At 58.1% G+C, this 22573-nt stretch carries 10 protein-coding genes and 1 pseudogene; 4 read left to right on the top strand and 7 right to left on the bottom strand.

Annotated features, from left to right (window positions below):
- Positions 1 to 283: 283 nt before the first annotated feature.
- The 7 genes from ABD05_RS32595 to ABD05_RS38140 all read right to left on the bottom strand — a co-directional run bounded on the left by ABD05_RS32595 (position 284) and on the right by ABD05_RS38140 (position 15899).
- Positions 284 to 1759 carry a TolC family protein gene (locus ABD05_RS32595; RefSeq protein WP_238594197.1) on the bottom strand — a complete coding sequence of 492 codons (1476 nt, stop codon included), beginning with the start codon at positions 1757 to 1759 and terminating at the stop codon, positions 284 to 286.
- A complete protein-coding gene (locus tag ABD05_RS32590) occupies positions 1749 to 3170 on the bottom strand; it encodes an HlyD family type I secretion periplasmic adaptor subunit (RefSeq protein ID WP_047904262.1) in 1422 nt (473 codons plus the stop codon). The genes ABD05_RS32595 and ABD05_RS32590 overlap by 11 nt, the downstream gene beginning before the upstream one ends.
- Positions 3171 to 3185: 15 nt before the next feature.
- Positions 3186 to 5354: a type I secretion system permease/ATPase gene (locus ABD05_RS32585; RefSeq protein WP_053060029.1), complete on the bottom strand. Its 2169-nt coding sequence runs from the start codon at positions 5352 to 5354 to the stop codon at positions 3186 to 3188.
- A gap of 103 nt (positions 5355 to 5457) precedes the next feature.
- Positions 5458 to 11067 (bottom strand): glycoside hydrolase family 113, encoded by a 5610-nt coding sequence (locus ABD05_RS32580; RefSeq protein WP_047904261.1) that lies wholly within the window; start codon positions 11065 to 11067, stop codon positions 5458 to 5460.
- An 85-nt stretch (positions 11068 to 11152) separates the two neighbouring features.
- The gene (gene istB / locus ABD05_RS32575; protein WP_047898708.1) at positions 11153 to 11926 is read right to left on the bottom strand and encodes an IS21-like element ISBcen13 family helper ATPase IstB; all 774 of its coding nucleotides are present in this window, start codon (positions 11924 to 11926) and stop codon (positions 11153 to 11155) included.
- Positions 11923 to 12951, bottom strand: coding sequence for an IS21 family transposase (gene istA, locus ABD05_RS32570; protein ID WP_047898709.1), 1029 nt, complete (start codon positions 12949 to 12951; stop codon positions 11923 to 11925). The genes istB and istA overlap by 4 nt, the downstream gene beginning before the upstream one ends.
- Positions 12952 to 13001: 50 nt before the next feature.
- On the bottom strand, positions 13002 to 15899 hold the full coding sequence (locus ABD05_RS38140; protein WP_148669195.1) for a beta strand repeat-containing protein: 2898 nt from the start codon (positions 15897 to 15899) through the stop codon (positions 13002 to 13004).
- 50 nt (positions 15900 to 15949) lie between these two features.
- Between ABD05_RS38140 and ABD05_RS38455 the strand changes: the two genes are divergently transcribed.
- From ABD05_RS38455 to ABD05_RS32555, 4 genes and pseudogenes are all read left to right on the top strand, one after another.
- Positions 15950 to 16105: a hypothetical protein gene (locus ABD05_RS38455; protein ID WP_158361725.1), complete on the top strand. Its 156-nt coding sequence runs from the start codon at positions 15950 to 15952 to the stop codon at positions 16103 to 16105.
- Positions 16106 to 16866: 761 nt separating this feature from the next.
- Entirely contained in the window at positions 16867 to 18780 is a 1914-nt protein-coding gene (gene hflK / locus ABD05_RS32565) for a protease modulator HflK (RefSeq protein WP_047904260.1), read from the top strand.
- 93 nt (positions 18781 to 18873) lie between these two features.
- On the top strand, positions 18874 to 19836 hold the full coding sequence (hflC, locus tag ABD05_RS32560; RefSeq protein ID WP_047904683.1) for a protease modulator HflC: 963 nt from the start codon (positions 18874 to 18876) through the stop codon (positions 19834 to 19836).
- Positions 19788 to 22571 (top strand): annotated as a pseudogene (locus ABD05_RS32555) (molybdopterin-dependent oxidoreductase); the annotation flags it as partial. The gene hflC and the pseudogene ABD05_RS32555, both read left to right, overlap by 49 nt.
- Between the last annotated feature and the right edge of the window lie 2 nt (positions 22572 to 22573).

Genomic DNA, 22573 nt, shown 5'->3' with positions numbered 1-22573 from the left:
TGCTGCACAAATTCCGGCCGCGGAAGGCCGTTGCGACCGGAGGCATATTATTTCGGCGCAGCCGGAAACCGATATGCGTCCCTGGTCTGGAGTGTCAATTATTACACCGACCCCATTTTGCTGATAATAGTTATTATGTCAAATTTAACACGCACTCCTAATCAATGCATTGGGATATGCCATAGTGCGGCCACCATGCCCCGTACGACGAGTCCCCAATATCTCCGCAAAGACATGGATATCGACCGTCGAAGGCTTGGTGGCCAAGGCTAAGCTGGTATTGCTAGGGCCCCGCCTCCCTTCCAACATCGGAAATTCCCAGTCTACCGAGTTTCGCTGCGAGTTGGAGCCTTGCCGAACGCCAGTCGGTTAAAGACTGAATGCGTTGGCGCTTCGCGGCAGCAAGCGACGATTGTGCACTCAGCAGCTCCAGAATGCTTCCAACACCGACCTGATATCGTCGTCGCGCTGCCTCATGTGACCGGCGCGCTACGTCCAACAGCGTCGCGGTGTCATTTAGGTTGTCGGTCGCGGTCTTCAATGCGTGGTAGCTGGTCCATACGTCGAGTCCGACTTGCTGCTCAATTTCGTTGAGCGTGTCACGCTGCAATTCAGACTTTGCCTCCGCTTCGTGGACTTGGTATGTTCGCGTAAAACCCTCGAAGAATGGGATCGTGACCTGGAACCCCAAATACCACTCGCGTCCGTTCGCCGGAAACTGGGGTACGCCGACCTCTAGCGTGGTCGGTTGATTGTTCCAACTGTACTTGGCAACGAAACTCAAGTTTGGCATGCCCTCCGCGCGGGTTTGCTTCACCTTTTGCGTTGCCGCCTCAAGCTGTGCTTGCGCTGCGCGCACGCTCGGGTGTGTCCTTTTCGCCTCTAAGATAAGCTGGTCGACCGACTCCGTGAAATCGGAGTCCGGCCTTACGCCTTCCCGCACGTCAGGCAGTATTAATGGAGTGTCAGGATCGAGATCCATATCTGATGCGAGGGTACCAACGGCGCCCAGCCAGTCTCCATGTGTTTTCGTCCGATTGGTCACCGCCTCGGCCCAAGACGTCTGAGCTTGCAGTTCATCGCTGATGGGTGAAATGCCGCTATTCACTCGCTCTCGCGCAGCATTGAAACTGTCATGAGCGGTCTGCTCAATTTCCTGCGACGCGACGTACGCCCCCTGTGCTGCCTGGGTTGCGTAGTAGTCTTTTGCGACGCCGGCGAACACTGTTTCCAGAGTGGCTTCGTGGCTAGCTTTGGCTGCTGCCAACAGAGCATTCGCATTCGCCAGTGCGGCCCCTCTTCCGCCAAAGTCGTACAACACCCAGTTCAACGAAACACTCTCGGTCCGCAGCACACTATTGCGGTAGTTGGAACTGAACTCGGGATGTCCGATGATATCGGTCCTGCTGTCGTCTCGCACGCCTTGCCAGTTTCCGGAAATCGTTGGCAGATAAGATCCGCGCGCAGCACCCATCCCTGCCGCTGCAATCTTAACGTTCGCCCACGCTTCACGGGTTTTCGGGTTGTTGCACAGAGCCCTCTCCACAGCCTCCTGAAGAGGAAGTGGGTTAGAAACAGCGCCGAACACACAGATTCCCAACACCTCGTTGCTGTGCATGGAAGCAGCGGCCGTTTGCGGCACGGATCGATTGGCTAATAGCGGATCAAACTCCCACGCTCCGCTCGATGACGGCACACACAGACACGATGCGATGAGCAGTACGCCATCCGCGATCGCCCGAATATTTCTATCGCTCACGCATGCTCTCCTGCACAGTCTGCATCACCGGATCGAGGAAGTAATGCGCAACACTCCGATTGCCCGTCTTGATCTCCGTGGTGACCTCCATACCTGGCGTTAAATGTATCCACTGACCGTTCGCCAGAATCCGATTTGTCGGCAGGCGAATGTGAGCAACGAAGGTCAGACCGAGCTTCTTGTCCTGTACAGCATCGTTCGAGACCGAGATCACCGTACCAGTCAAGTAGCCGTAGCGAGTGTATGGAAATGCTTCGATCTTGACCGTTGCGCTCTGTCCTATCTTTACGAAGCCGATATCCCTGTTCTCGATATTCGCCTCGACCTCGACCGCCTCGTCAGGGACGATCTCCATCAACGATTGCGCTGCCGTTACGACGCCACCGAGGGTATGAACTTGGAGTTGCTGAACGGTGCCAGCCACCGGTGCAGCAAGGCTCATGAGCTTCTGACGAGTGTCTGCCTTGGTTTCATCATTGCGGCTCTGCTCCAATTGCTGAGTAGCTTTATCAAGCGCATCCAGTTGGGAACTGCGGAACTGAGACATCGTTGTTGCGATATCGGCTCTTTGCTCTCGAATTCCCTCCGAGAGTTCTCGGGCGCGACTTTGTTGCGCCATCAATTCATGCTCCTGTTCAAGCGCATTGCGCTCCTTGTCCAAATAGTCGGTCTGTGCAACATATTTATCGGCAAGAAGGGCTCGATACTGATCAGCCTGTTGGCGGGTGAGTGGCGCCGTCGCAACCAGCTTCCCTATTTCCTGACGCGTCGTCTCGAGCTCAGCCTGACGCTTAAGTAGCTCCGCCTGGGCGCTACTTAGCTTGTCTCGATACTCGCGGTACAGGCCTTCCGCGAAATGCTGTGCTCCCTGCTGTTGCTCCCGTGATGCGCCGTCGACCACTTCCACTGCTGGTGCTTGATTCGTGCTTTGCGCCGTCAGAAGCGAACGCGCACGTGCCACCGCAAGCGAAGCATCGATGCGCATCGACCGCGCCTTATCTGAATCCGCAGCGGCCTGCGTTGGGTCCAACTCCATCAGCAGTTGACCCGCCGCCACACGCTGCCCATCATTCACAAGAATGCGTCGGACCACGCCGGTGATAGCAGGTTGAATAACCTTGACACGATTGCCTGGAAGTAGTTTTCCCTTCGTGACAGCGACAATGTCCAATTGTCCAAAGAGCGTTATGAGCACGACCGAAATTGTCAAAGCGACAATCACTCGCATCGTCCATTTTGCGGCGGGATGAGAAGGGGTTTCAGCCAGCTCCAGGTTCGCCGGAAGAAACGCCAACTCATGAAAGTTGCGAGGTTGCGTATCGAGTTGATTTCGAACGGACCAAGCCGCGCGAAACACTGCGCCATAACGGCGTAACAGATCACCCAGCGCCTGGGTTCTCAGAGAATTCATTGTATCGATTGCTGATTAGGTGTCTTGTAGCGAAACGAGGTGTGCGTAGTATCCGCCGCGAGCAAGAAGTTGATCGTGATTGCCACGCTCCACTACCTGACCTCTGTCCATAGCAACGATATGATCGGCGTGTCGTACCGACGAAAGTCGGTGCGCAATGACAATCACGGTGCGCCCCTGACACATCGCTCGCATGTTGTTCTGAATGATCCGTTCGGTCTCGAAATCGAGCGCACTTGTTGCCTCATCGAAAATCAAGATGCGCGGATTGGTGACGAGCGCCCGCGCGATTGCGATACGCTGCCTCTGACCACCCGACAGGTTTGAACCGTGCTCCCCCACAACTGTGTCGTAGCCTTCTGGCATCTCCGAAATGAACTCGTGTGCACCCGCGAGCTTTGCCGCATGGATTACGGCTTCGAGCGGGATGCCGGGATCGGTCACGGCAATGTTCGCACGTATCGAGCGATTGAAAAGGAGGTTCTCCTGAAGCACCACCCCGATTTGTCGCCGCAACCAGGCAGGATCTGCCAACGCCAAATCGATACCGTCAATCCGTACTCGCCCGTGTTCCGGTATGTAAAGGCGCTGTAGAAGTTTGGTCAATGTGCTTTTTCCAGATCCCGAACGGCCGACAATTCCTATGATTTCGCCGGCACGAATGTCCAGCGATACATCGTTGAGTATTGTCGGACCGTCTGCTCGATAGCGAAATCGAACATTCTGAAAGCTTACTTCCCCTTTCAGCGTCGGCAACGCCTGCCTACTTTGGGGCAGTTCCGTGCGATTGTTCAGGATGTCCCCAAGTCGCCCCATCGAAATTCCGACTTGCTGGAAGTCTTGCCATAGCTGCGCGAGGCGAAGCACGGGGGCCGCGACACGCTGTGACATCATGTTGAACGCGATGAGCTGGCCGATCGAAAGTTTCCCGTCGATTACCAATTTGGCACCGACGTAAAGGGTCACCACCGTGACAAGCTTTCCAACCAACTGAATTAGTTGTTGTCCAATATTGCCGAGGGCGCTGACACGAAAGCCAGCGGCGACGTAAGCAGCGAGCTGGTTATCCCAGTGGCGAGTGAATTGCGGCTCCACCGCCATAGACTTGACTGTCTCCGATCCGGAGACTGCCTCGACAAGAAACGATTGGTTGTCTGCACTACGGGCAAACTTCTCATTCAGTCTTGCTCGCAATGCAGGATTAAGCGCCATCGAAATGGCAGCGTACATCGGCATCGAGACCACCACGATCAGCGTCAACCAAACGCTATAGATGCACATGACTGCCAGAAAGATGATCGAAAAAAATAAATCTATGACCGCAGTCAATGCCTGGCCTGTCAAGAAGCTTCGGATATTTTCTAGTTCCCGAACGCGAGCGACGATGTCTCCAACACGACGTGCGCCGAAGTAGGCCAACGGGAGTGCTAATAGATGTCGGAAGAGACGGGCCCCCAACTCGACATCAATTCGGCTAGCCGTATGGGAGAAGACGTAGTTTCGCAAACCCGTCAGAAGCACTTCAAACACTGAACTGACGACCAATGCAATACATACGACGTTCAAGGTATTGAATGCGCGATTGACTAGTACCTTGTCCATCACGACCTGAAACATCAATGGAGAGACGAGGCCAAATATTTGCAATACAGCGGACACTACTAGCACTTCCAGCAACAGGCGCCGGTACTTGACGACTGCTGGGATAAACCACGAGAAATCGAACCGAGAGAGCTCACCTGCTAGTGATGCGCGTGACGCAAAAAACACCAGATCGCCGCCTGAGCGCGTAAGCACTTCCTCCGGTGCTGTCACCTCAGGTGCGTTAGACTCGGCCTCCATCACGAGCGCCCTCTCGCGGTCACATCCCGCTAAGATGAAGTGTCGCCCGGACCGGTCGAGTACAAGTGCCGGAAATGGAACGCGTGACAAACGCTCTAGAGTAACCTTGACCCGACGAGCCTTCAATCCAAGCGATTTGGCGGCCAGAATCAGGTCAGATGAATCGAACGCCTTCGACCGTAAGGCTGCGGCATGGCGTAGTTGTTCGGCGTCTGCTGCAATACCGTGAAAACGTGCGATTCGCACCAACGCCGTCAGTCCTGAGTCTTGTGAGGGAGCGTCAATTTTCCCTTCAGCGTTAGATTCATCGCTGCCCGGACATTCAATAGTTGAGTCTTTCATTGCAGTAATTTAATGCGGACGACTTCGGCATCAATATCGAACAAAAAATCCCCAGGCCGTGAAAGACCTAGGGATTATCGTCAGCGATTTTTGCGACCGCGCGTCAGTGCCAGTTCGCTGCAATCACTGGATGCAACTGGTTTTGATAGCTATCGGGTAGCGTGGTCGAACCCGCTGCGGGCGGACCGAAGGAGGCCATTGCAGAGACGAGCGCATCAACGTCGTTGCCGGTGAGTACCTTCCCATCGGCAGCAGCGAACGACTGTATCGACGTCGTATTCCCGTCGAACCAGCCAGCGATGTCAATCTGGGACGATGTGCCAATGACGCTGACGAGCAAGTCATTGTTCGAACGCGAGAACCACACCTGGTCGCTGTCTGCTCTGCCGAAAATCAGTTCGTTCGATTGTGACGAGGCACTACTTCCGTCCAAGATCAGCGCAGCCGCCGCCTTGGTGCTATCACCGGCAGCGACATCGACCGCCAACGCATCGTTACCGCCAAGCGTCAACGTGTCGTTGCCGTTTCCGAGCGTGATCGCGTCTATCCCACTGCCCAAGGTGACGGTATCCGAGCCATCGCCAAGAGTGACCGCATTGTTACCGTTTCCAAGCGAAATGCTGTTGGTCCCTGCCCCCACGCTGATCACGTTCGATCCATCGCCGGCTGTAATGCTATTGTTGCCATTTCCCGTTGCAATTTGATAGTTCCCGCTGTCCAGTGCAATCGTACTTCCAACATCGCCAACGACTATCGTAGCGCCCGAACTCGCGACGGAAATGCTGTCACCGACACCGCTGACATCAATAGTGTCGCTCCCGCCCTCGACGGCCGCAGAGCTCCCGTTACCTACCAATTCGATCGAGTTTGCCCCATTGGTCTGGATAACGGCAGAATTGCCGGAAACGTTAACTGTGTTGCCTGTTCCCGCTACGGACAGCGTATCGGCAGCGCCGACAACATTAATCGTCGAGCCGTTTCCGGACAGCGTCAGTGCATCGGCTGTCCCCGCAAGCGTCACTGTCGAACCATTCGAATTGATCGCCAGACCATCACGCGCCCCACCCGCCACAATGGTGTCGCCGTCACCGCTCGTGATCACAGTCGTACCATCGCGACTCAGGCTGATCATCGTTGCCCCGGAGGTTTCGATAACGTTGTTGCCGCCTGTCACGGCAACGGTATTGCCTTGTCCATTGACGACGACGGCTGCGTTTGAGCCGAGACTGATCTGATTGTCATTGCCGGTCACATTCAGCGCATCACCACTTCCCACCCTGATCATGTCCGAGTCGCCATTGAGCGAATTCGGAGTGGCCGTACCCAATGCCGAACCCGTTTGCTTACCGTACCAGAAATCGACGATGTTCAACGCCGGCTTGCCCTGCACGGTGAAGTCGTTTGCTCCGACATCGGCTGGATTTGCATCCCAGTTCCACAGATACGCGCCTTCGAACCAGTTACCGCCGTTTTGACTGAATGTTGAAAAGAACGCCTGCAACGCCCGGCTCTGCTGCTGAAAATCGACCCAATTCGATGTGCCGAATGCACCCTCGAGTTGGTTCGTGTCGTTGACACTTTGATAGCCAATTTCGGTAAAAAGAACGGATTTGTCATATTCTGCGGAGATGCCTTGGTAGAAGGCGAGCGGCGACATATTCTCCATCGCCGATGCCGCAGCGGGATCGCTCGATACCGTCGTCCATCCTGTTTCAAGCTGTTGCAGCGTCGGGTCGATGTGGCTAGTGACTGGGATATACGCATCAGCGCCGATGACATCGAGCTTGCTCCAGAAGCTGACGTTGGCCGTCTCGTTCCATCCTGATGCATACGTCAACTTGCCGGAGTACACCTGCCGGACTGCTGAAATCAATGCGTCCCAGTATGGCTCGTATGCGCTCCCGCTCAAGGATTCCATTTCCGTGCCAATGACGAGCATCCCTGCGCCGGTAGCCTGCGCGATCTCGGCATAGTGGACAATCATCGCCTGGTAGTTTGCGAAGAAATGGGCGACGTTAGAGGGTGCCAGGTAGGCGCGCCACGTCCCGTCGGCAACGTCGAGATGCGGCTTTAACGTCACACTGAGCCCCGCTGCCTTTGCGTTTGCTATCGCCTGTTCAAGGCTCGCGTCCGATTCAGTGGCCGCAGCGGGCTCGATATCCGTATCGGTTATGTTGTTGACGTATTGCGTGACGACGAGCGAAACCGAATTGGCGCCTGTATCGGCCAATGACTGCATAGACGTCTGACCGGCGGCCGAGGAGAATTCGCCCGCTTTATATGACGTATAGTCGAAGCCATCTACCGAAAATCCGCTGCGGCTCGAACCAGTTTCGGGATCGCTTCCAGTCTCGGCTGTTTGGTCGGCCAATACGAGTGTCCCGCCAGTCATCTGCAGCGCGTTCGACGTGCCATCGACCGTTACGACGGCACCCTGGTCCGCTCTGATCGCGTTGCCGCTCCCCGAAACGTTCGCGTGAATGCCTCCTTCGATCCGGATCGTATCGCCGTCGAGCGCGGCGAATTGCCCGTCGCCAGCCAATATCGCCGTGATGCCGACCGCTAGGCCACCGATGCCGTTGCCCGTGCCCGTCATGGTGACGCTGTCGTCCGATGTGGCATTGACCCAGTTGTTTGACCCCTCGACCGTAAGCGAATCTGCGTTGCCCAAAGTCGCGATGCTCCCGTTGCCGACGAGGTTGACTTGGCTTCCGGCAGCAACCGCGATGTTGCCTTGGTTATCGGTGATTGTCTGCTCGACACCGCTTGCCGCGATGCTAGCGGCGAGACCAGAAATCGTCACGGCGTTCGACTCGCCACTCAGCACGACGTTGCTGCTGTTACCGTTGATAACGAGCGAATTTCCGTTGCCACCAGTTGTCGCGTTCTCATAGTCGCCGTTGATCGTCGCAGCGCTGTTCGTGTCCGTTTCGTTGACGACATATCCGCTCCCGTTTAGCGTTACGGTGTCGTTATTGGACAGCGTGACGCTATTGCCGCCGCCATCGAATTCGGCGCTACTGCTGTCGAGCACGGTTGCCGATAAACCACTCGAGTGCACCGTGTTGTTCGTTCCGCCAAACGTGGCGACGTTTTGCTGGCCGTTGATCCAGAAGGCGCTGCCGTCGCCCGAAATCGAAAGGCTGTCGCGGTTACCGTTGAGCGTCATGCCGTCGGCGTTACCAGAAGCTCCGATTGTCACGCCGCTTCCATTAGCCGTCAGCGTGTCGTTTCCTCCCCGGATATTGATGATGTTACTGTCACCATTGGCGGTGACGTTATCCAACGTTCCGTTAAGTGACACATGCATCGATCCGCCATTGACGGTCAGGTCGCTCGCGCTCGTCAACGAGATCGCATCGGCGATGCCATTGAGCACACCCGTTGCACCGGTTGCATAGGAGACCTTACCATTGCCGATAGTCACATTGCTGTTGCCGCCGGCCATGGCAACAGTGATCTGTTGCCCGTTGGCATGAACAACGTTGCCATTGCCGTTTGCGGACATAAAGCCCTGATCGCCGTTCTCTGTCAAGGAATTGCCGCTACCGATGGCTTCGAGCGTGAATGATTGGCCGTTGCTGATCAGGTTGTTATCGTCACCGGAGGCTGTGACATATCCGCCGCCCCCATTTCCCGTAACTGTATTTGCGTTTCCTGAGACGACAATCGAATTGTTGTTGCCGTTGCTGGTCAACGAACTATCAAATGTGTCACCTGAGATCTTCATCGACATGCCATTTGTCGTCACAACGTCGGCCTGGCCTGAAAGTGTGACGCCAATGTACTGACCGCCTACGGTCAGCCGATCGTTGTTGCCAGCTTGAACACCGAAATACTCACCGTTCGCCGAGAGAGTTACCCAATCGGCGACGTTCACAGAACCTGCACCTTGAGTCAGTGACGCGTTGGTTCCCGTAACAGTGACGGTATCACCCTGCCCATTGTTGATGAGGGAGTCGCCATCTCCGATAAGTTGCACTTGCTCATTGTCACCGTTCAACGTAACAGAACTACCGCTGCCGTTGACCGATACATTCATCTGTCCACCGTTGACGAGGAGCGTTGAATGGTTCCAGACGCTGACGCTCTCCTGCAACCCATTAATAGTAACGTTGCTGTTGTCGGCTACATTGGCGCTGCCATTGGCATTGGTCAGAGAGTTACCACCGCCAGACAACAGAATTGTAGCCTGCCTGCCATTGACGACTGCGGAATTTCCGTTACCAAAAATGGAGACCGAATCAAAGTCACCGTTCTCGATAATCGAGCTTCCATCACCTTGAATGGATAGAAATTCTGTTTGACCATTCATGGTCACGTTATTTGAATTTCCGGCAATTTTAAGCTGAAATTGATCACCATTCACTATCAGAGGCAGCCCGCTCTCTTGTAGATCGAGCAACATTCCGGAACCGTCGATCTTGATTTTGTTTTCCGTTCCAAGATTAGGGTACCAATTGCCGGGAACAGGCAAACCTAAGTCACGGGCCAATCCCGCTTCGGAAGTATTCGGCGTAGAATTTGCGCCATTTCTGAAGGATTCAATCGTCGCTGCAATTCGGCCAGCATCCATCCCATAATTGAATACTTCACCATAATAGTCGAGAGTTCCGTATTTCGACGAAAATCCAGGCTGCGTGACTCCGTTTGCGAGATTCAGTGCGACGGCCTGCTGCAGTTCGATGATCCATCCAGCGGAAAAATCACTAGTAGGATTTTTTGCGATAAGTCCGTTAATCGTTGCTTCGTTTTGTAGATATTTTTCATAGTCTTTCGCAACCTGAATATTCCCGAGCAACGTGTTGAGCGTGATCGTCGATCCGAACGCCTGCCACTGCTGCACCGTTGCATTGATGGCACGCTCAACGAACACGTCTCCGCCATTGAACGCAATTTGGGAAAGCTGATCGAATACGACGTAGTCTACATAGTGGGATGCGTCGGAAATATTGAAGTTTGTCGCCTGCCCTTTCTCGATGACGCGAATGTTGCGCTGCGGTACCTGCGCATTGAGGAACAGTGCACGGTTCAGTGACTGAGCGTTCGCCACGGTGGCCCCGACGGTCGACACGATGCCATTCAGTTCCGTCGAAATTGCATTTCCTATGCTGGCGAGGTACGCATCTGGTCCATTATCGTGGGATAGCGTCTGAACATACGCAAACGGGTTCATCGAGTTTGTGGCAACGATGATTGTCCCGCCAGTCCAGGGATTGGGTGGCCCCCCGAAAAGTCCCCCGATTAATCCACCAAACATGTCACCGAGAAAGCCTCCGATGAACGTACCGACGGGCCCCAATACGGACCCTAAGGCGCCACCAACCGTGGCACCGACCGCCGCGAGGTCCTCCTCTTCCGGCGTGTCCCAGGATGCGACCAGCGAGGCAATTTCGGCACCTGCGAATCCGGCAAACACATCGGCAAAGTTTGCGATAGTAAGACCGGAATCCCAAGCGACGCTCGTGTCGCCCAATGCCTCGCTCGTTAGATTGCTCGCGATCGTGCCGACGGCGAAGCCGGCGCCGGTGTCGATAACTTGTGCGGGCAAGCCCGTAACCCCGAGGTCTTTAACAAGCTCCCCCGTCAGGTAGGCGCCGACCGCGCCCGCTCCGGCCGTGGCGATACTCGGCAATGCGCTGTCGGCCAGTTGGCTGACCGTCTGCGACAGATCTCCAACTCCGGCTCCTGACGAGTCGACGATTGCGCCCACGTCTTTACCGAGCGTACCCTGTCAAACGCATTTGAAATCTGAGCCACTTCGCGCCTGATCGCGCAAAGTAAAACTGAGCCAGTCGTTACTTCTTCGATGTCGGGACGTGCCCGGCTTTGCGTTGCTGTTTCAGTCTGTAGCTGTCTCCTTTGATCTGGATGATGTGGGCATGGTGGAGGATGCGGTCGAGCATCGCTGCAGTGAGGGTGGTGTTGCCGCCGAAGGTTTCGTCCCACTGCGCAAACGGCAGGTTGCTGGTCAGGATCATCGAGCCACGCTCGTAGCGCTTGGCGACGATCTGGAAGAAGTGACTGGCCTGATCGCCCGAGAGCGGTAGATAGCCGATCTCATCGACGATGAGCAGCCTCGGGCCGAGAATGTTGTGCCGAAGAACGGCGTCGTATCGCTCCTGTCGGCGTGCAGCCTCGAGCTGTAACATCAGATCCGCCGCCGTGATGAACTTCGTCTTGATGCCGGCCTGCGTCGCTGCATATCCGATGGCGATCGCGAGGTGCGTCTTGCCCACGCCCGACGGACCAAGCAACACGGCGTTCTCGCCTCGCTCGATGAAGCGTAGCGTGGCAAGCTCGTCGATTGCCTCGCGCGGGGCCCCGACGGCGAAGCTGTAGTCGTAGTCATCCAGTGTCTTGATGGCGGGAAACCCGGCCATGCGCACCAGTGTTTGCCGCGAACGAACTTGCCTCGTCTCTCGTTCGTGCGCGAGCGCGTTCTCGAGGAAGTCGAGGAAACTCCATTGCTTGGCCGCCGCGTCGCTGGCCAGAGCGACGTATCGGTGCATGAGTCCCTCGAGCTTCAGGCTTTGGCAGTGCCCGTCGATGCGTTCCTGCTGCAAGTTCATGCGCGCACCTCGGTCAGTAATTGCTGGTAGACGGACAACGGGTGCTGGATCGACATCGCGGGATCAACGCGCGGCCGAGCGACGGCGCGAGCCGGCAATCGGGGCAATGTGTAGCCAGGCATATCGAGCAAGCAAGCCCGTTCTCGTTGCTCCAACAGAATCGCGGGTGCCTGCCCGGTAACCGGATGCACGCGCTGGTTGGCCACGTCGCGCAGCCATTTACTCACCTCGACGTTCGCAGTCGCGGCATCGAGCATCAAGCCGGATTGTTTAAGCTGGCTTGCCAGCGGCACATAGAAATTGCCGCGCAGATAGCGGTGGAATCGCTCGACCTTGCCCTTGGTCTGCGCGCGGTACGGTTGGCACAATCTGGGCAGGAAGCCGTACCGCTTGGCCAGATCGAGCAGGCCGGCGTGCCAGCGATGTTGGCCGTCGCCATAAGCATCGCGCTCGACAACGATGGTCTTGGCGTTGTCGTAAAGGATCTCGCGAGGAATGCCACCCAAGGCTTCGAACAGCGCATGATGACAGGCAACCAGCGTCTCGGCGCGTTCATCGGTGGTGAAGCGTGCCCAGCGCCAACGACTGAAGCCGAGCGTGGCGGTGAAGGCGTAAAGCGGGTCGGTGCCTCGTCGGAAGACAACGAAATCGCACTGCATCTGCCGACCGGGCTCGGTCTCGAACCTTACGACTGGATCGGGCTTCGGCATGGGCTTATGCGTGTTCATGAAAGCCTGCAGGCTTCGCAGTTGGCCCTCGTAGCCGCGCGCCCGCAACTCGCGCAGCAGCGCCGGCGCTGCGATGGTCTCCGGTGCTGCGGCCCTCATGCGCTCGATGATGTACGCCTCGAACGCTCCGAGCTTGGTTGGCCGCGGTTCACGCGGCTTGTAGCGCGGCACTTCCTCAGCCGACAGGTACCGCGCCACCGTGTTGCGAGAAATGCCCAGGCGCCGCGCGATCTCGCGCTCCGATACGCCTTGGGCTTTGAGCACATGGATTTGCATCCACTGTTCCTTCTGGAGCATCGCCAGCCTTTGCGCGCAAAAGGCTGACTGTACTGAAAGGTGGCTTAGATTTACTTCGCGCGAAGTGGCTCATTATTACTTTGCGCCCAACAACCCAGTACCGAGGACAAACCAATGCTTTCGATCGCACTGTTGCCGCCAAGCAGTTGACCGATTTTCGAACCCAGAGCTGAGCCTATGTTCGCGCCGCTTATAGTTGAGTTCGTTGTGCTGTTGTAGGTCGTATTAATGGCATCGCCAGAGCCATCCCAACCTGAATACGTGACTGTCTGTGATGTAATTCCCGAACTTGAGAGGCCGGACGAGGCCGAGCTACTCGTCGCGTAGGTCGTGACGGTTGATGTGCCATCGAGGAAGTTCGTCGTTTGGCTCAGGACCTCACCCGAACCGTCGACACCTGAATACTGCGTGCGTGTCAATACCGTACCGGGCGCGGGATTGTACTCGTCAATTTCGGAGAGGCCGTTGGTGAAATTTGTTGCTTGGCTTATCAAGGAACCAGTCCCGTTGGCACCGGCGAAGTATTGCGTTTGCGAGATGAAGCCAGCTGATGGATCAGCCGCATTTAGAAGTACAACTTGCGAACCACCGCTCGCGTTGTTGGTCAACTGTTGAGTCGCTACGCCATCGGAGTTAAATGACGTAACAACGGCCGGAACATGTTGGGCGCTCGAGTCATCGTATGTAGAAATCGATGAAACCGTACCGTCCGACGCGAACGCGTATTCGCTCGTCGTGCCGCTCCCCGGTACGCTGACATCAATGGCGTTTGCGCTGATCGCGATCGCGGAGCCCGCGTCGAGCGACACATTTCCCAGATTAGACAAGGCCAGCGATCCCGCTCCCCCTGCCGCTGGCAGGGCCAACGTGCCCCCGCTCGATGTTTGAATAGAAAGGGCTTGCCCTAGTGAAATTCCCGTGACGGAGCCTGTGTCTAGCGTTACGTTCATCGTGCCGGTGGTGGCATTTTCGAGCACGTAGTTTGACGATCCCGACACAGGTTGAAGCGTGTAGGCATTTCCGGACTGGTCGACCATTGAATAGCCGCCGTCCGTATTCAGCGTCATCGATTCAATGCCGGAGAATTGGATCGGACTACCGGCAGATTCGCCGGTGGGCAAAAAGACTTGTACCATCCCAGTTGCTCCAACAGCAACAGATAGCGCGCCATTCGAAGCCTGTGTGATTTCTTGTCCCACTGGACCAAACAGCACCGACCCGCCACTGGAAGTGAAAGTCGCGTTGCCTTGGCTATCTGTCGTAATAACCGTAGTAGGGCTGGTGGCTCCGGTAACCTCCAATGTCAACGAACTGTCGAGGCCAAGAGAAAAACTGTTTCGCGTTCCGACGAGTGTGGCCTGAGAATCGGCAGAGAATGCGACAGTTGCATTTGAAATGTTGGCTAGATCTCCGGTACCGGAGAAGACGTACTGCCCACCATTCCCATTCACAGTTATATCGGCGCCAGAGATGTTTAGTCGATCCCCACCCGAGCCGTTTACGACACCCCCACCGCTCCGGCTGGTAACAGTAGCGCTCGTTGCAACAAGATTCACAGCAGTCGTTGAGTCGCCAAGCAATACAGTTATCCCCGTCGCTCCGAAGAGATTCAGGGTATCGGCGCTGTTGCCGGTGCCGTTGAGCGTAATGGTACTTCCCGATGCATCACCAGTAGACGAGATGGCGTTACTCGAACCGGAAATCGAGATATCGTTAGCTTTTCCTAAGCTGACTTGATTCCCAGTCCCTGCCACCTCTCCGGTAACGCCAGACGAGAAGCGGATGGAGCTATTACTCAAGTTTAGAACATTCGCGTTCCCGAGGATCGAAACATCATTTCCGCCAAGTCCATTGAGAACAACGCCGTCGCCAAAAACAGACAATGAACTATTTATATTTGCGTCAATCTCATCGCGCGAAATGATGCCGTTTGAATATAGGATATTTTCCGTGTACGATACCGTACCATCGCCGTTGAAAACGGTTGACTGCGTATTGGTCGAGTCACCATTTGACGTAACCTGCGTTTGCTCGTTCGTTTGCCCCCCTGAGGTCATCGTTGAATAGGTATGGGAAACGATTCCATTTACTTGCGTGACAACGTCATTAAATTTTTCTACGACATTGCCACTGGCATCGGTCACACTTAGGACGCTGCCGCCCATTTGCGTATCGATACTTAGTTGCGTCGCAATTCCGTTCAACTGGGGAATCGTCCAGTTTGCTATGACGCCTGAGTTGGCGCTCGGGTCCGTAGGTGACTGAACGTCCACAGTGGTGCCGCCAGCAAAGCTATACCGAGTAAGTCCTCCGCCTAGATCCTGCGGAGGGGCTATTGGCTGCTCGGGAACATAATTGACAATATTTCCACTTGAATCCGTTTGTGGAACTAAAATAGTGCCGTCCGACGCAATTTGTCCGGTGGCGTTACCAAGAGCAGATCGCTCGCCGCTTTCGAACCAACTTTGTGAAGTTAGTGTGCCCTGAATTTCTTGTAAAGCTGGTGCGCCGGTGGAAACGGATTGCCCGCTCTGCATTGAGTTCCACAGATTCTGAAAGGCACCGATTATCTGCTGTCTATCAGAGTAAAGCCCAACGCCATTTGCGACGTTGCCCAAAATTGTCAGGCCTATACCAGGAGCCTGCAATCCCGGCACAAATGCGATAACGCCGCCGGTGAGTGATAGCAAGTTGCCAATCACCGATGCTATGTCGCCGTATGATGCTCCAGCCCCGGACTGAAGATCGAGCGTTATTTTCATCAACGTAACAGCGGCGGCACCCGGCGCAGTTGCAATGGATCCAGCCGGCGTAATCGAGCCAATAGCCGCAACAAGCTGACCGGAGGCCGAAACGAGTGTTGCGCCACTGTTTCCCGCGTTTTCAGCACTCAGCGCATTGTCACCCGCGACGAGAATGGTAATTGAACTAGTGATTGGATCTGGCATCTCACATTACTCTAATTAATGTTGCTAAAATATTCAGGAGGCCCCAAAGGATGGCCGATACGCAAAAGGCAACCATCAGGCGCAACCATGGCCTCTCTATTATCTGCCGCACCAATCTGGCGTCGTTGAGGTCGGGTCTTTTTCGAAAAATTCGGATTACCAGCCACGCCACCGAAAAGACGACAAGCGGTATCAACGCCAACTGAATAACTCCGATTTGTCGATCGTGCGAATCATTTGGAAACGCAATTCTTCTTGAAATCGCGCAAAGAAAAGTGATCAAAATTAACATCGAGAATATGCTGACCACTCGGCAGATCCATTTTTTCATTATTTTTCAAAACGCGACAAATATAAAATATCGCCATCAGTAAAATTGTGATCACTTCAATGAAGCAGTGGGCCGCCCCCTTTAGCTCCGTTCGGAATAGAAGAATTATGATCTCGAAGTACGCAGAAGTACTCGACGACATATGCTCGCTTTCGCTCCACGCGCTGAGTGAGGCGTGCCCCGGCGCAATCCTAGAGTACGGCGTTATCGTACACTGGCCTACCCTTCTTTAGTCTTGCTCGCGATTGAAGCACAGTAATGGGTTGGACGGCAATCTAGAAAAGAATGACAAACGTTTGCGGCCGGGAATTATATTTCTGAAGGAACTGTGTATGGAAAAAGTAAAATTCGATTTGGGCTCGCGATCAGACCTTTCATTTTCATTGTGCCTTTTTGATTTATGTCGATAATGAGATTGGTCAGTAAACTTCGATATTGATCGGCAATCTATGCCCCCCCCGGAAAGCTGTGCCGCAATTGGCTCAACGGCCTCTATCACGAATTTTCGTTCGGTGAGTGGTAATACTCCGCTCGCGTAGATCACCTTGAGTTTCATCATCCGCCGCGCTACATTGCCGCTCGCGGAAATCCGCGCGGGTGCCTGCGCATCCTGTAACGAGTATGTAAGGGACCACGATGGGGCAACAGGCGGAACGCAACGACGACATTCCCGATGGTCCGGCTGGCCGCGACGCGCTCACGCCGGTCGCAGGGGCCAGCGCGTTGCTGGTCGCAGCGCTTGGCGCGCTGGGCGCCGTAGATATCCTGCCGGCGGACCTGCGCTGGTGCACGTTGCTCGCCAGCGCATGGTGCAACGTGCTCGTTGTGGCGATCGGCGTACGGCTAGCCGACTGCGAACGCCGCCATCCGCCCGAAAGGGCAATCGCCACGCTACTGGCCGGCTGGTTGCGCGGTGCTGTTCGCCGCAAGGCGGCCCCGGAGTCGGAGCCTGCATCTGAACATGACGAAAATTCGTGGCCGGAAATCATCGCCGCGATCGACTGGCGGCCATGGGCGGTCACTAGCGCTTCCGTGATCTCCATCGCACTTGCGGCGCTCGCATGGCAGCCGCCGTCACCCATCATCCTGGTTCGCGCAATAGCTGCGCCGGAGCCCACGCTCACGGCCGGCGCCGCATGCCTCGCCCTCGCCTTTCTCACACTCTTCACTGAACGCCATCACGCGATGGCCGCAGGCCGCTCGGCCGTGTCCGCGTCGCTCACGCGGATGCTGCGCGTCGCTCTTGTCACCGCGCTGGCGGGCGTGCTGGCCGCCGCATGGTTCGCGTTCCAGCATCGCACGGTCGAGTGGCTCGTGCATGCCGTCGCGCTGCTCAATGCTGCCGTGGCGGCCGAACTGGTCATTCGCGGCGTGCTGTCGTGGTTTGCGGTGCCGCGCGGTGCGGTCGTGCCGACCAGTGCGATTGCCGGCCTGCTGAGCCGGCGCCCGTCGCCGTTCGCGTCGCTCGGCGCCGAGCTGCGGCATCGCTACGGCATCGATCTGAGGCAGAGCTGGGGCTGGCGCAGCTTCGTGCGGCTGCTGCCCGCTGCGCTCGGCGCGACCGTCGCCGCCGCGTGGCTGCTCACGGCCGTCGTCGTGCTGAACCCGGAACAGCGCGCCGTCTATGAACGTTTCGGCGCGCCGGTCGCCGTCTGGCAGCCGGGCCTACACGTCGGGCTGCCTTGGCCGCTCGGGCGTGCGCGCATCGTCGACAACGGCGCCGTGCACCAGGTCGCGATAGCGGGCAGCGCGAACGAAGGCGGCGCCGACGCGCGCGCGGTGCCGGCCGACGGTCCGACGCCCGACGGCCTCAACCGTCTGTGGGATGCCCCGCATCCCGGGGAAACCACCCAGGTGATCGCCGGCGCGAACGGCGACCGCCAGAACTTCCAGATCGTCAACGCCGACGTGCGGGTCGACTACCGTCTCGGTCCGACCGACGCCGACGCCCGCGCGGCGCTCTATCGCACTATCGATCCGGAAAACACGGTACGCGTGAGCGCCAATCGCGAACTGGTCCACTACCTTGCGTCGCATACGCTCGAATCGCTGCTCGAAACCAATCAGGCCGCGATGGCCGACCAGTTGAAGCGCGCGATCCAGCAGCAGCTCGATCGGCTGCAGAGCGGGGTCGACGTGATCGCGGTCGTGATCGAGAGCGTGCACCCGCCGACCGGCGCGGCGGCCGCGTTTCACGACGTACAGGCCGCGCAGATCCGCGCACAGGGTAGTGTCGCGCAGGCCCGCGGCTTCGCGGCCGGCCTGCTCGGCAACGCACGGCAGCAGGCGCTCGCCAGGATCGCGCAGGCCGAAGCGCAGGCGGGCGACACGCTGTCGTCGGCGCGCGTGCAGCAGATCGATTTCGACGCCGATCTGGTCGCGTACCGGCTCGGCGGCCCCGCGTTCCCGTTCGAGTATTACCTCGACCGGCTGCAACGCGGGGTGCGCAACGCACGCATGACGATCATCGACGACCGGCTGGCCGACGGTACGCGGGCAACCGTCGATCTGCGCAACACTCCCGCCGGCGATTTGGCCGGCATCCATTGACATGACGCGGCGCGTTCCGCGCGGGCGGCGCAATACGGCGGCAGCGGGCGCCGCCGCGCCGAGCGAGGGCGACGCCGCATGCGGGGCGACATCGTGAGTCTGTTTCATTCACACGCGCATGATCATGCGCACCACAGCCATGGCCACGACCACCACGCGCATCACGGCGCACCGCAGCCGCCCGGCGCATTGCGCCTGCGCGTCGCCGTCGCGCTGCTGTGCGTGCTCGTTGCGCTCGCGGTCGCGAGCTTCGTGCAGGTGCGCGCCGGCGAGGCGTCGGTGATCACGCGTTTCGGGCGCCCCGTGCGCGTGCTGCTCGAACCGGGGCTCGCCTGGCACCTGCCTGCGCCGATCGATGCGGTGACGCCGGTCGACCTGCGCCTGCACACGACATCGAGCGGCCTGCAGGACGTCGGCACGCGCGACGGACTGCGCATCATCGTCGAGGCCTACGTCGCGTGGCGCGTACCGGCCGATGCGCGCGACATCGGGCGGTTCATGCGCGCGGTCGGCAACGAGCCGGACGAAGCGGCGCGCCAGATCCGGTCGCTCGTCGGTTCCGCGCTGCAGACGACGTCCGCCGGCTACGATCTCGCGTCGCTCGTGAACACCGATCCGGCCCAGGTGAAGATCGGCGAATTCGAGGGCGCGCTGCGCCGGCAGATCGACGCGCAGCTCTATGCGGCCTATGGCGTGCGCGTGGCCCAGGTCGGGCTCGAACGGCTCACATTGCCGGCCGTCACGCTCGCCGCGACCGTCGACCGGATGAGCGCGGAACGCGAAACCGTGGCCGCGCAGCGCACCGCGGACGGCAATCGCGAAGCCGCGCAGATTCGCTCGGACGCCGAGCGCGACGCGCGCATCGCGCTGGCCGATGCGAACGTCAAGGCGGCCGGCATCGAGGCGCAATCGCGCAAGGATGCGGCCGACATCTACGGCAAGAGCTATGCGGGCAACCCGCACCTGTACACGATGCTGCGCTCGCTCGACACGCTGAACACGGTGGTCCGCGGCCCGACGTGCGCATGGCCTTCAAGGATGTCGCCACGGCCCTGAAGTTCCTTTCGCCCAGCCCGGACCAGGGCGAAATCGTCCACGCCGCCAAGAACTTCAAGGTGGTCACCGAGGGCGACGACGAACTGCTGGTTTGGCTCATGCAAACCCTGAGCATGATGCGCACCGTCGGCCTGCCGATGGGCACGCCCATGCGCGACGGCACCCGACGCTACACCACCTGTACCAATGGCGGGCCCTTGTTCGTCTACGTCAAGGATGAACGCATCGTCCGCGTGACCCCCATCGAGCTGGACGATACCGATGCGTCAAGTTGGGTGATCGAGGCACGTGGACGCCGCTTCAGCCCGCCACGGCGTGGATTGGTCGCGCCCCACGCATTGACGCTCAAGTCGCTGGTCTACTCCGACAAGCGCATCCTTCACCCGATGAAACGGGTCGACTTCGACCCCGACGGCGAGCGCAATCCCCAGAACCGCGGCAAGTCCGGCTATGTGCGTATCAGCTGGGACGAGGCCCTGGACATTGTCGCCAAGGAGATCAACCGGCAGAAGCGCGTTCACGGCCCCGGTTCCATCACTTTCCCGATGTCGTCCCACCACCAGTGGGGCAACGTGGGCTACTACCTCAGCGCGCTGACGCGCTTCGCCAACCTGATCGGATTCACCCGGGTTGCCGCGAATCCGGACAGCTGGGAAGGCTGGTACTGGGGCGCCATGCATCATTTCGGCAACTCGATGCGCGTCGGCGTACCCTCCGGCTATGGCGGCCTAGAGGATGGTCTCAAGGAGGCCGAAATGATCGTCTTCTGGTCCTGCGACCCCGAAAGTACCAACGGGGCCTACGCAGGATTCGAGGGAACGCCACGCCGCCTGTGGGCCAAGGAGCTCGGCATCGAGTTCGTTCACATCGACCCGCACTGCAATCCGACCGCACAGCTGCTGGGCGGCCGCTGGATCCCGATCCGGCCGCAAACCGATGCCGCCCTGGCTACCGCCATCATGTACGTCTGGACCGTGGAGGGCCTGTACGACAAGGATTACGTCGCGACGCGCACGACCGGTTTCGACGATTGGAAAGCCTACCTTCTGGGCGAAACCGACGGTACCCCCAAGACGCCCGAGTGGCAGGAGAGCGAGACCGGCGTGCCGGCCAAGGACGCCCGCGCACTTGCGCGCCTATGGGGAAAGAAAAAGGTTCATCTCGCGGTCGGGATGACCGGCGCGGGATTCGGTGGCGCGGGCCGCGGGGCGACCGGGGCGCAATGGGCGCGCTGCATGATCATGATGATGTCCATGCAGGGCTGGGGCAAGCCGGGGGTGAATTTCGGCTGCCTCGAAATCGGCGTCCCGCACGATCTCCAGTTCTACTTCCCTGGCTACGCGGACGGCGGTATTTCAGGCGACCTGGCGTGGACCGCCAATGCGGTGGACAACTACCAGCGCATGCCGCATATCCTGACCATGAATCCCGTCAAGCAGATGGTGCCGCGACAGCAGATGCCCGACGCGATTCTCAACGGTCACGCCACCGGTTATCTCTGGGACGGCATGTCCCAGGAGGCCCAGTTTGCGCCGTTCACCTACCCGATGCCCGGCTATTCGCCGATCCGCATGATCTATCGCTACGGCGGATCCGCGTTCAGTACCGTGACGAATTCCGGACGCTGGACGGAGGCCTACCGGCACTCGAGCATCGAGTTCGTCGTCAATCAGTCAATCTGGATGGAAGGCGAAGCCCAGTTCGCCGACATCATCCTGCCTGCGTGCACTTCGCTGGAGCGTTGGGACATTGGAGAATGGGCGAATTCGGGCGGCTACGCCCACCATGGGTATGGCACGGTCAACCATCGCATGCTGACGCTGCAGCACAAGTGCATCGAACCCTTGGGCGAGTCCCGCTCCGACTACGACATTTTCACCGCCATCCTGACCCGGTTGGGCCTGGGCGGCGTTTTCACCGAAGGCTGTGGCGATCTTGACTGGGTCAAGCGCGTCTTCGACTCGTCGGACCTGCCCGATCACATTTCGTGGCGCGAATTCTGCCGCAAGGGCTATTTCGTCGTGCCGCCCGAAAAGCCGGAGCTTCGCCATCCCGTGGACATGCGTTGGTATGCGGAAGACAGGAGGAAGGACCTGCCGGAACCTCATCCGCTGCCGTCACAGTTCTCGGAAAAGTTCGGCAGGGGCCTGCAGACGCCGAGCGGCAAGCTGGAGTTCGTGCCCGAGTTGCTGAAGCGGCACACTGCGGACAATCCCGAGCGGCCACCGCTCAACCGATATATCCCCTCCTGGGAAGGTCTGCGCTCGGACCTGGCTCGGCGCTACCCGCTGCAGTTGATCGCCACCCACAGCCGCTACAGCTTTCATACCCATTGTGACGGCAAGAATTCCGCAGTGAACGGCATCGACGATCATCGCGCCCTGATCGCGGGGCACCGGTTCTGGCTGCTGAGGCTCAATCCGGCTGACGCCGCCATTCGACGCATTACCCATCGCGATCTCGTCAAAGTGCACAACGACCGCGGCGCCGTGATTTGCGCGGCCGATGTCTCGCCCCTGGTGAACGCTGGAGTGGTGAAATCCTACGAGGCGAGCGCTGAATTTCAGCTGATCGAAATCGACGGCGAGCAAGTCGAGATTGGCGGTTGCATGAACATGCTTACCCCCGACCGGCCACAGACCTCCGGCACCAGCAGCATGAGCCCGAATTCCTGCCTGGTGCAGGTCGAGAAATGGCGCGGTGCCGAGGCGTTCATGCTCGGTCGCGCAGCTTGAGG

This window comes from Burkholderia pyrrocinia, from assembly GCF_001028665.1.
Classification (GTDB): Bacteria; Pseudomonadota; Gammaproteobacteria; order Burkholderiales; family Burkholderiaceae; genus Burkholderia; species Burkholderia pyrrocinia.
Note: the sequence above shows the minus strand (reverse complement) of the source record. Positions and strands in the feature narration are given on the sequence as shown.

Excerpts from the sequence above, each read along its gene's own strand:
- istA (WP_047898709.1), bottom strand. The coding sequence starts at position 12,951 with ATGCTCCAGAAGGAACAGTGGATGCAAATCCATGTGCTCAAAGCCCAA.
- ABD05_RS38455 (WP_158361725.1), top strand. The coding sequence starts at position 15,950 with ATGGCCGATACGCAAAAGGCAACCATCAGGCGCAACCATGGCCTCTCT.
- ABD05_RS32585 (WP_053060029.1), bottom strand. The coding sequence starts at position 5,354 with ATGAAAGACTCAACTATTGAATGTCCGGGCAGCGATGAATCTAACGCT.
- ABD05_RS32590 (WP_047904262.1), bottom strand. The coding sequence starts at position 3,170 with ATGAATTCTCTGAGAACCCAGGCGCTGGGTGATCTGTTACGCCGTTAT.
- ABD05_RS38140 (WP_148669195.1), bottom strand. The coding sequence starts at position 15,899 with ATGCCAGATCCAATCACTAGTTCAATTACCATTCTCGTCGCGGGTGAC.
- hflK (WP_047904260.1), top strand. The coding sequence starts at position 16,867 with ATGGGGCAACAGGCGGAACGCAACGACGACATTCCCGATGGTCCGGCT.
- istB (WP_047898708.1), bottom strand. The coding sequence starts at position 11,926 with ATGAACTTGCAGCAGGAACGCATCGACGGGCACTGCCAAAGCCTGAAG.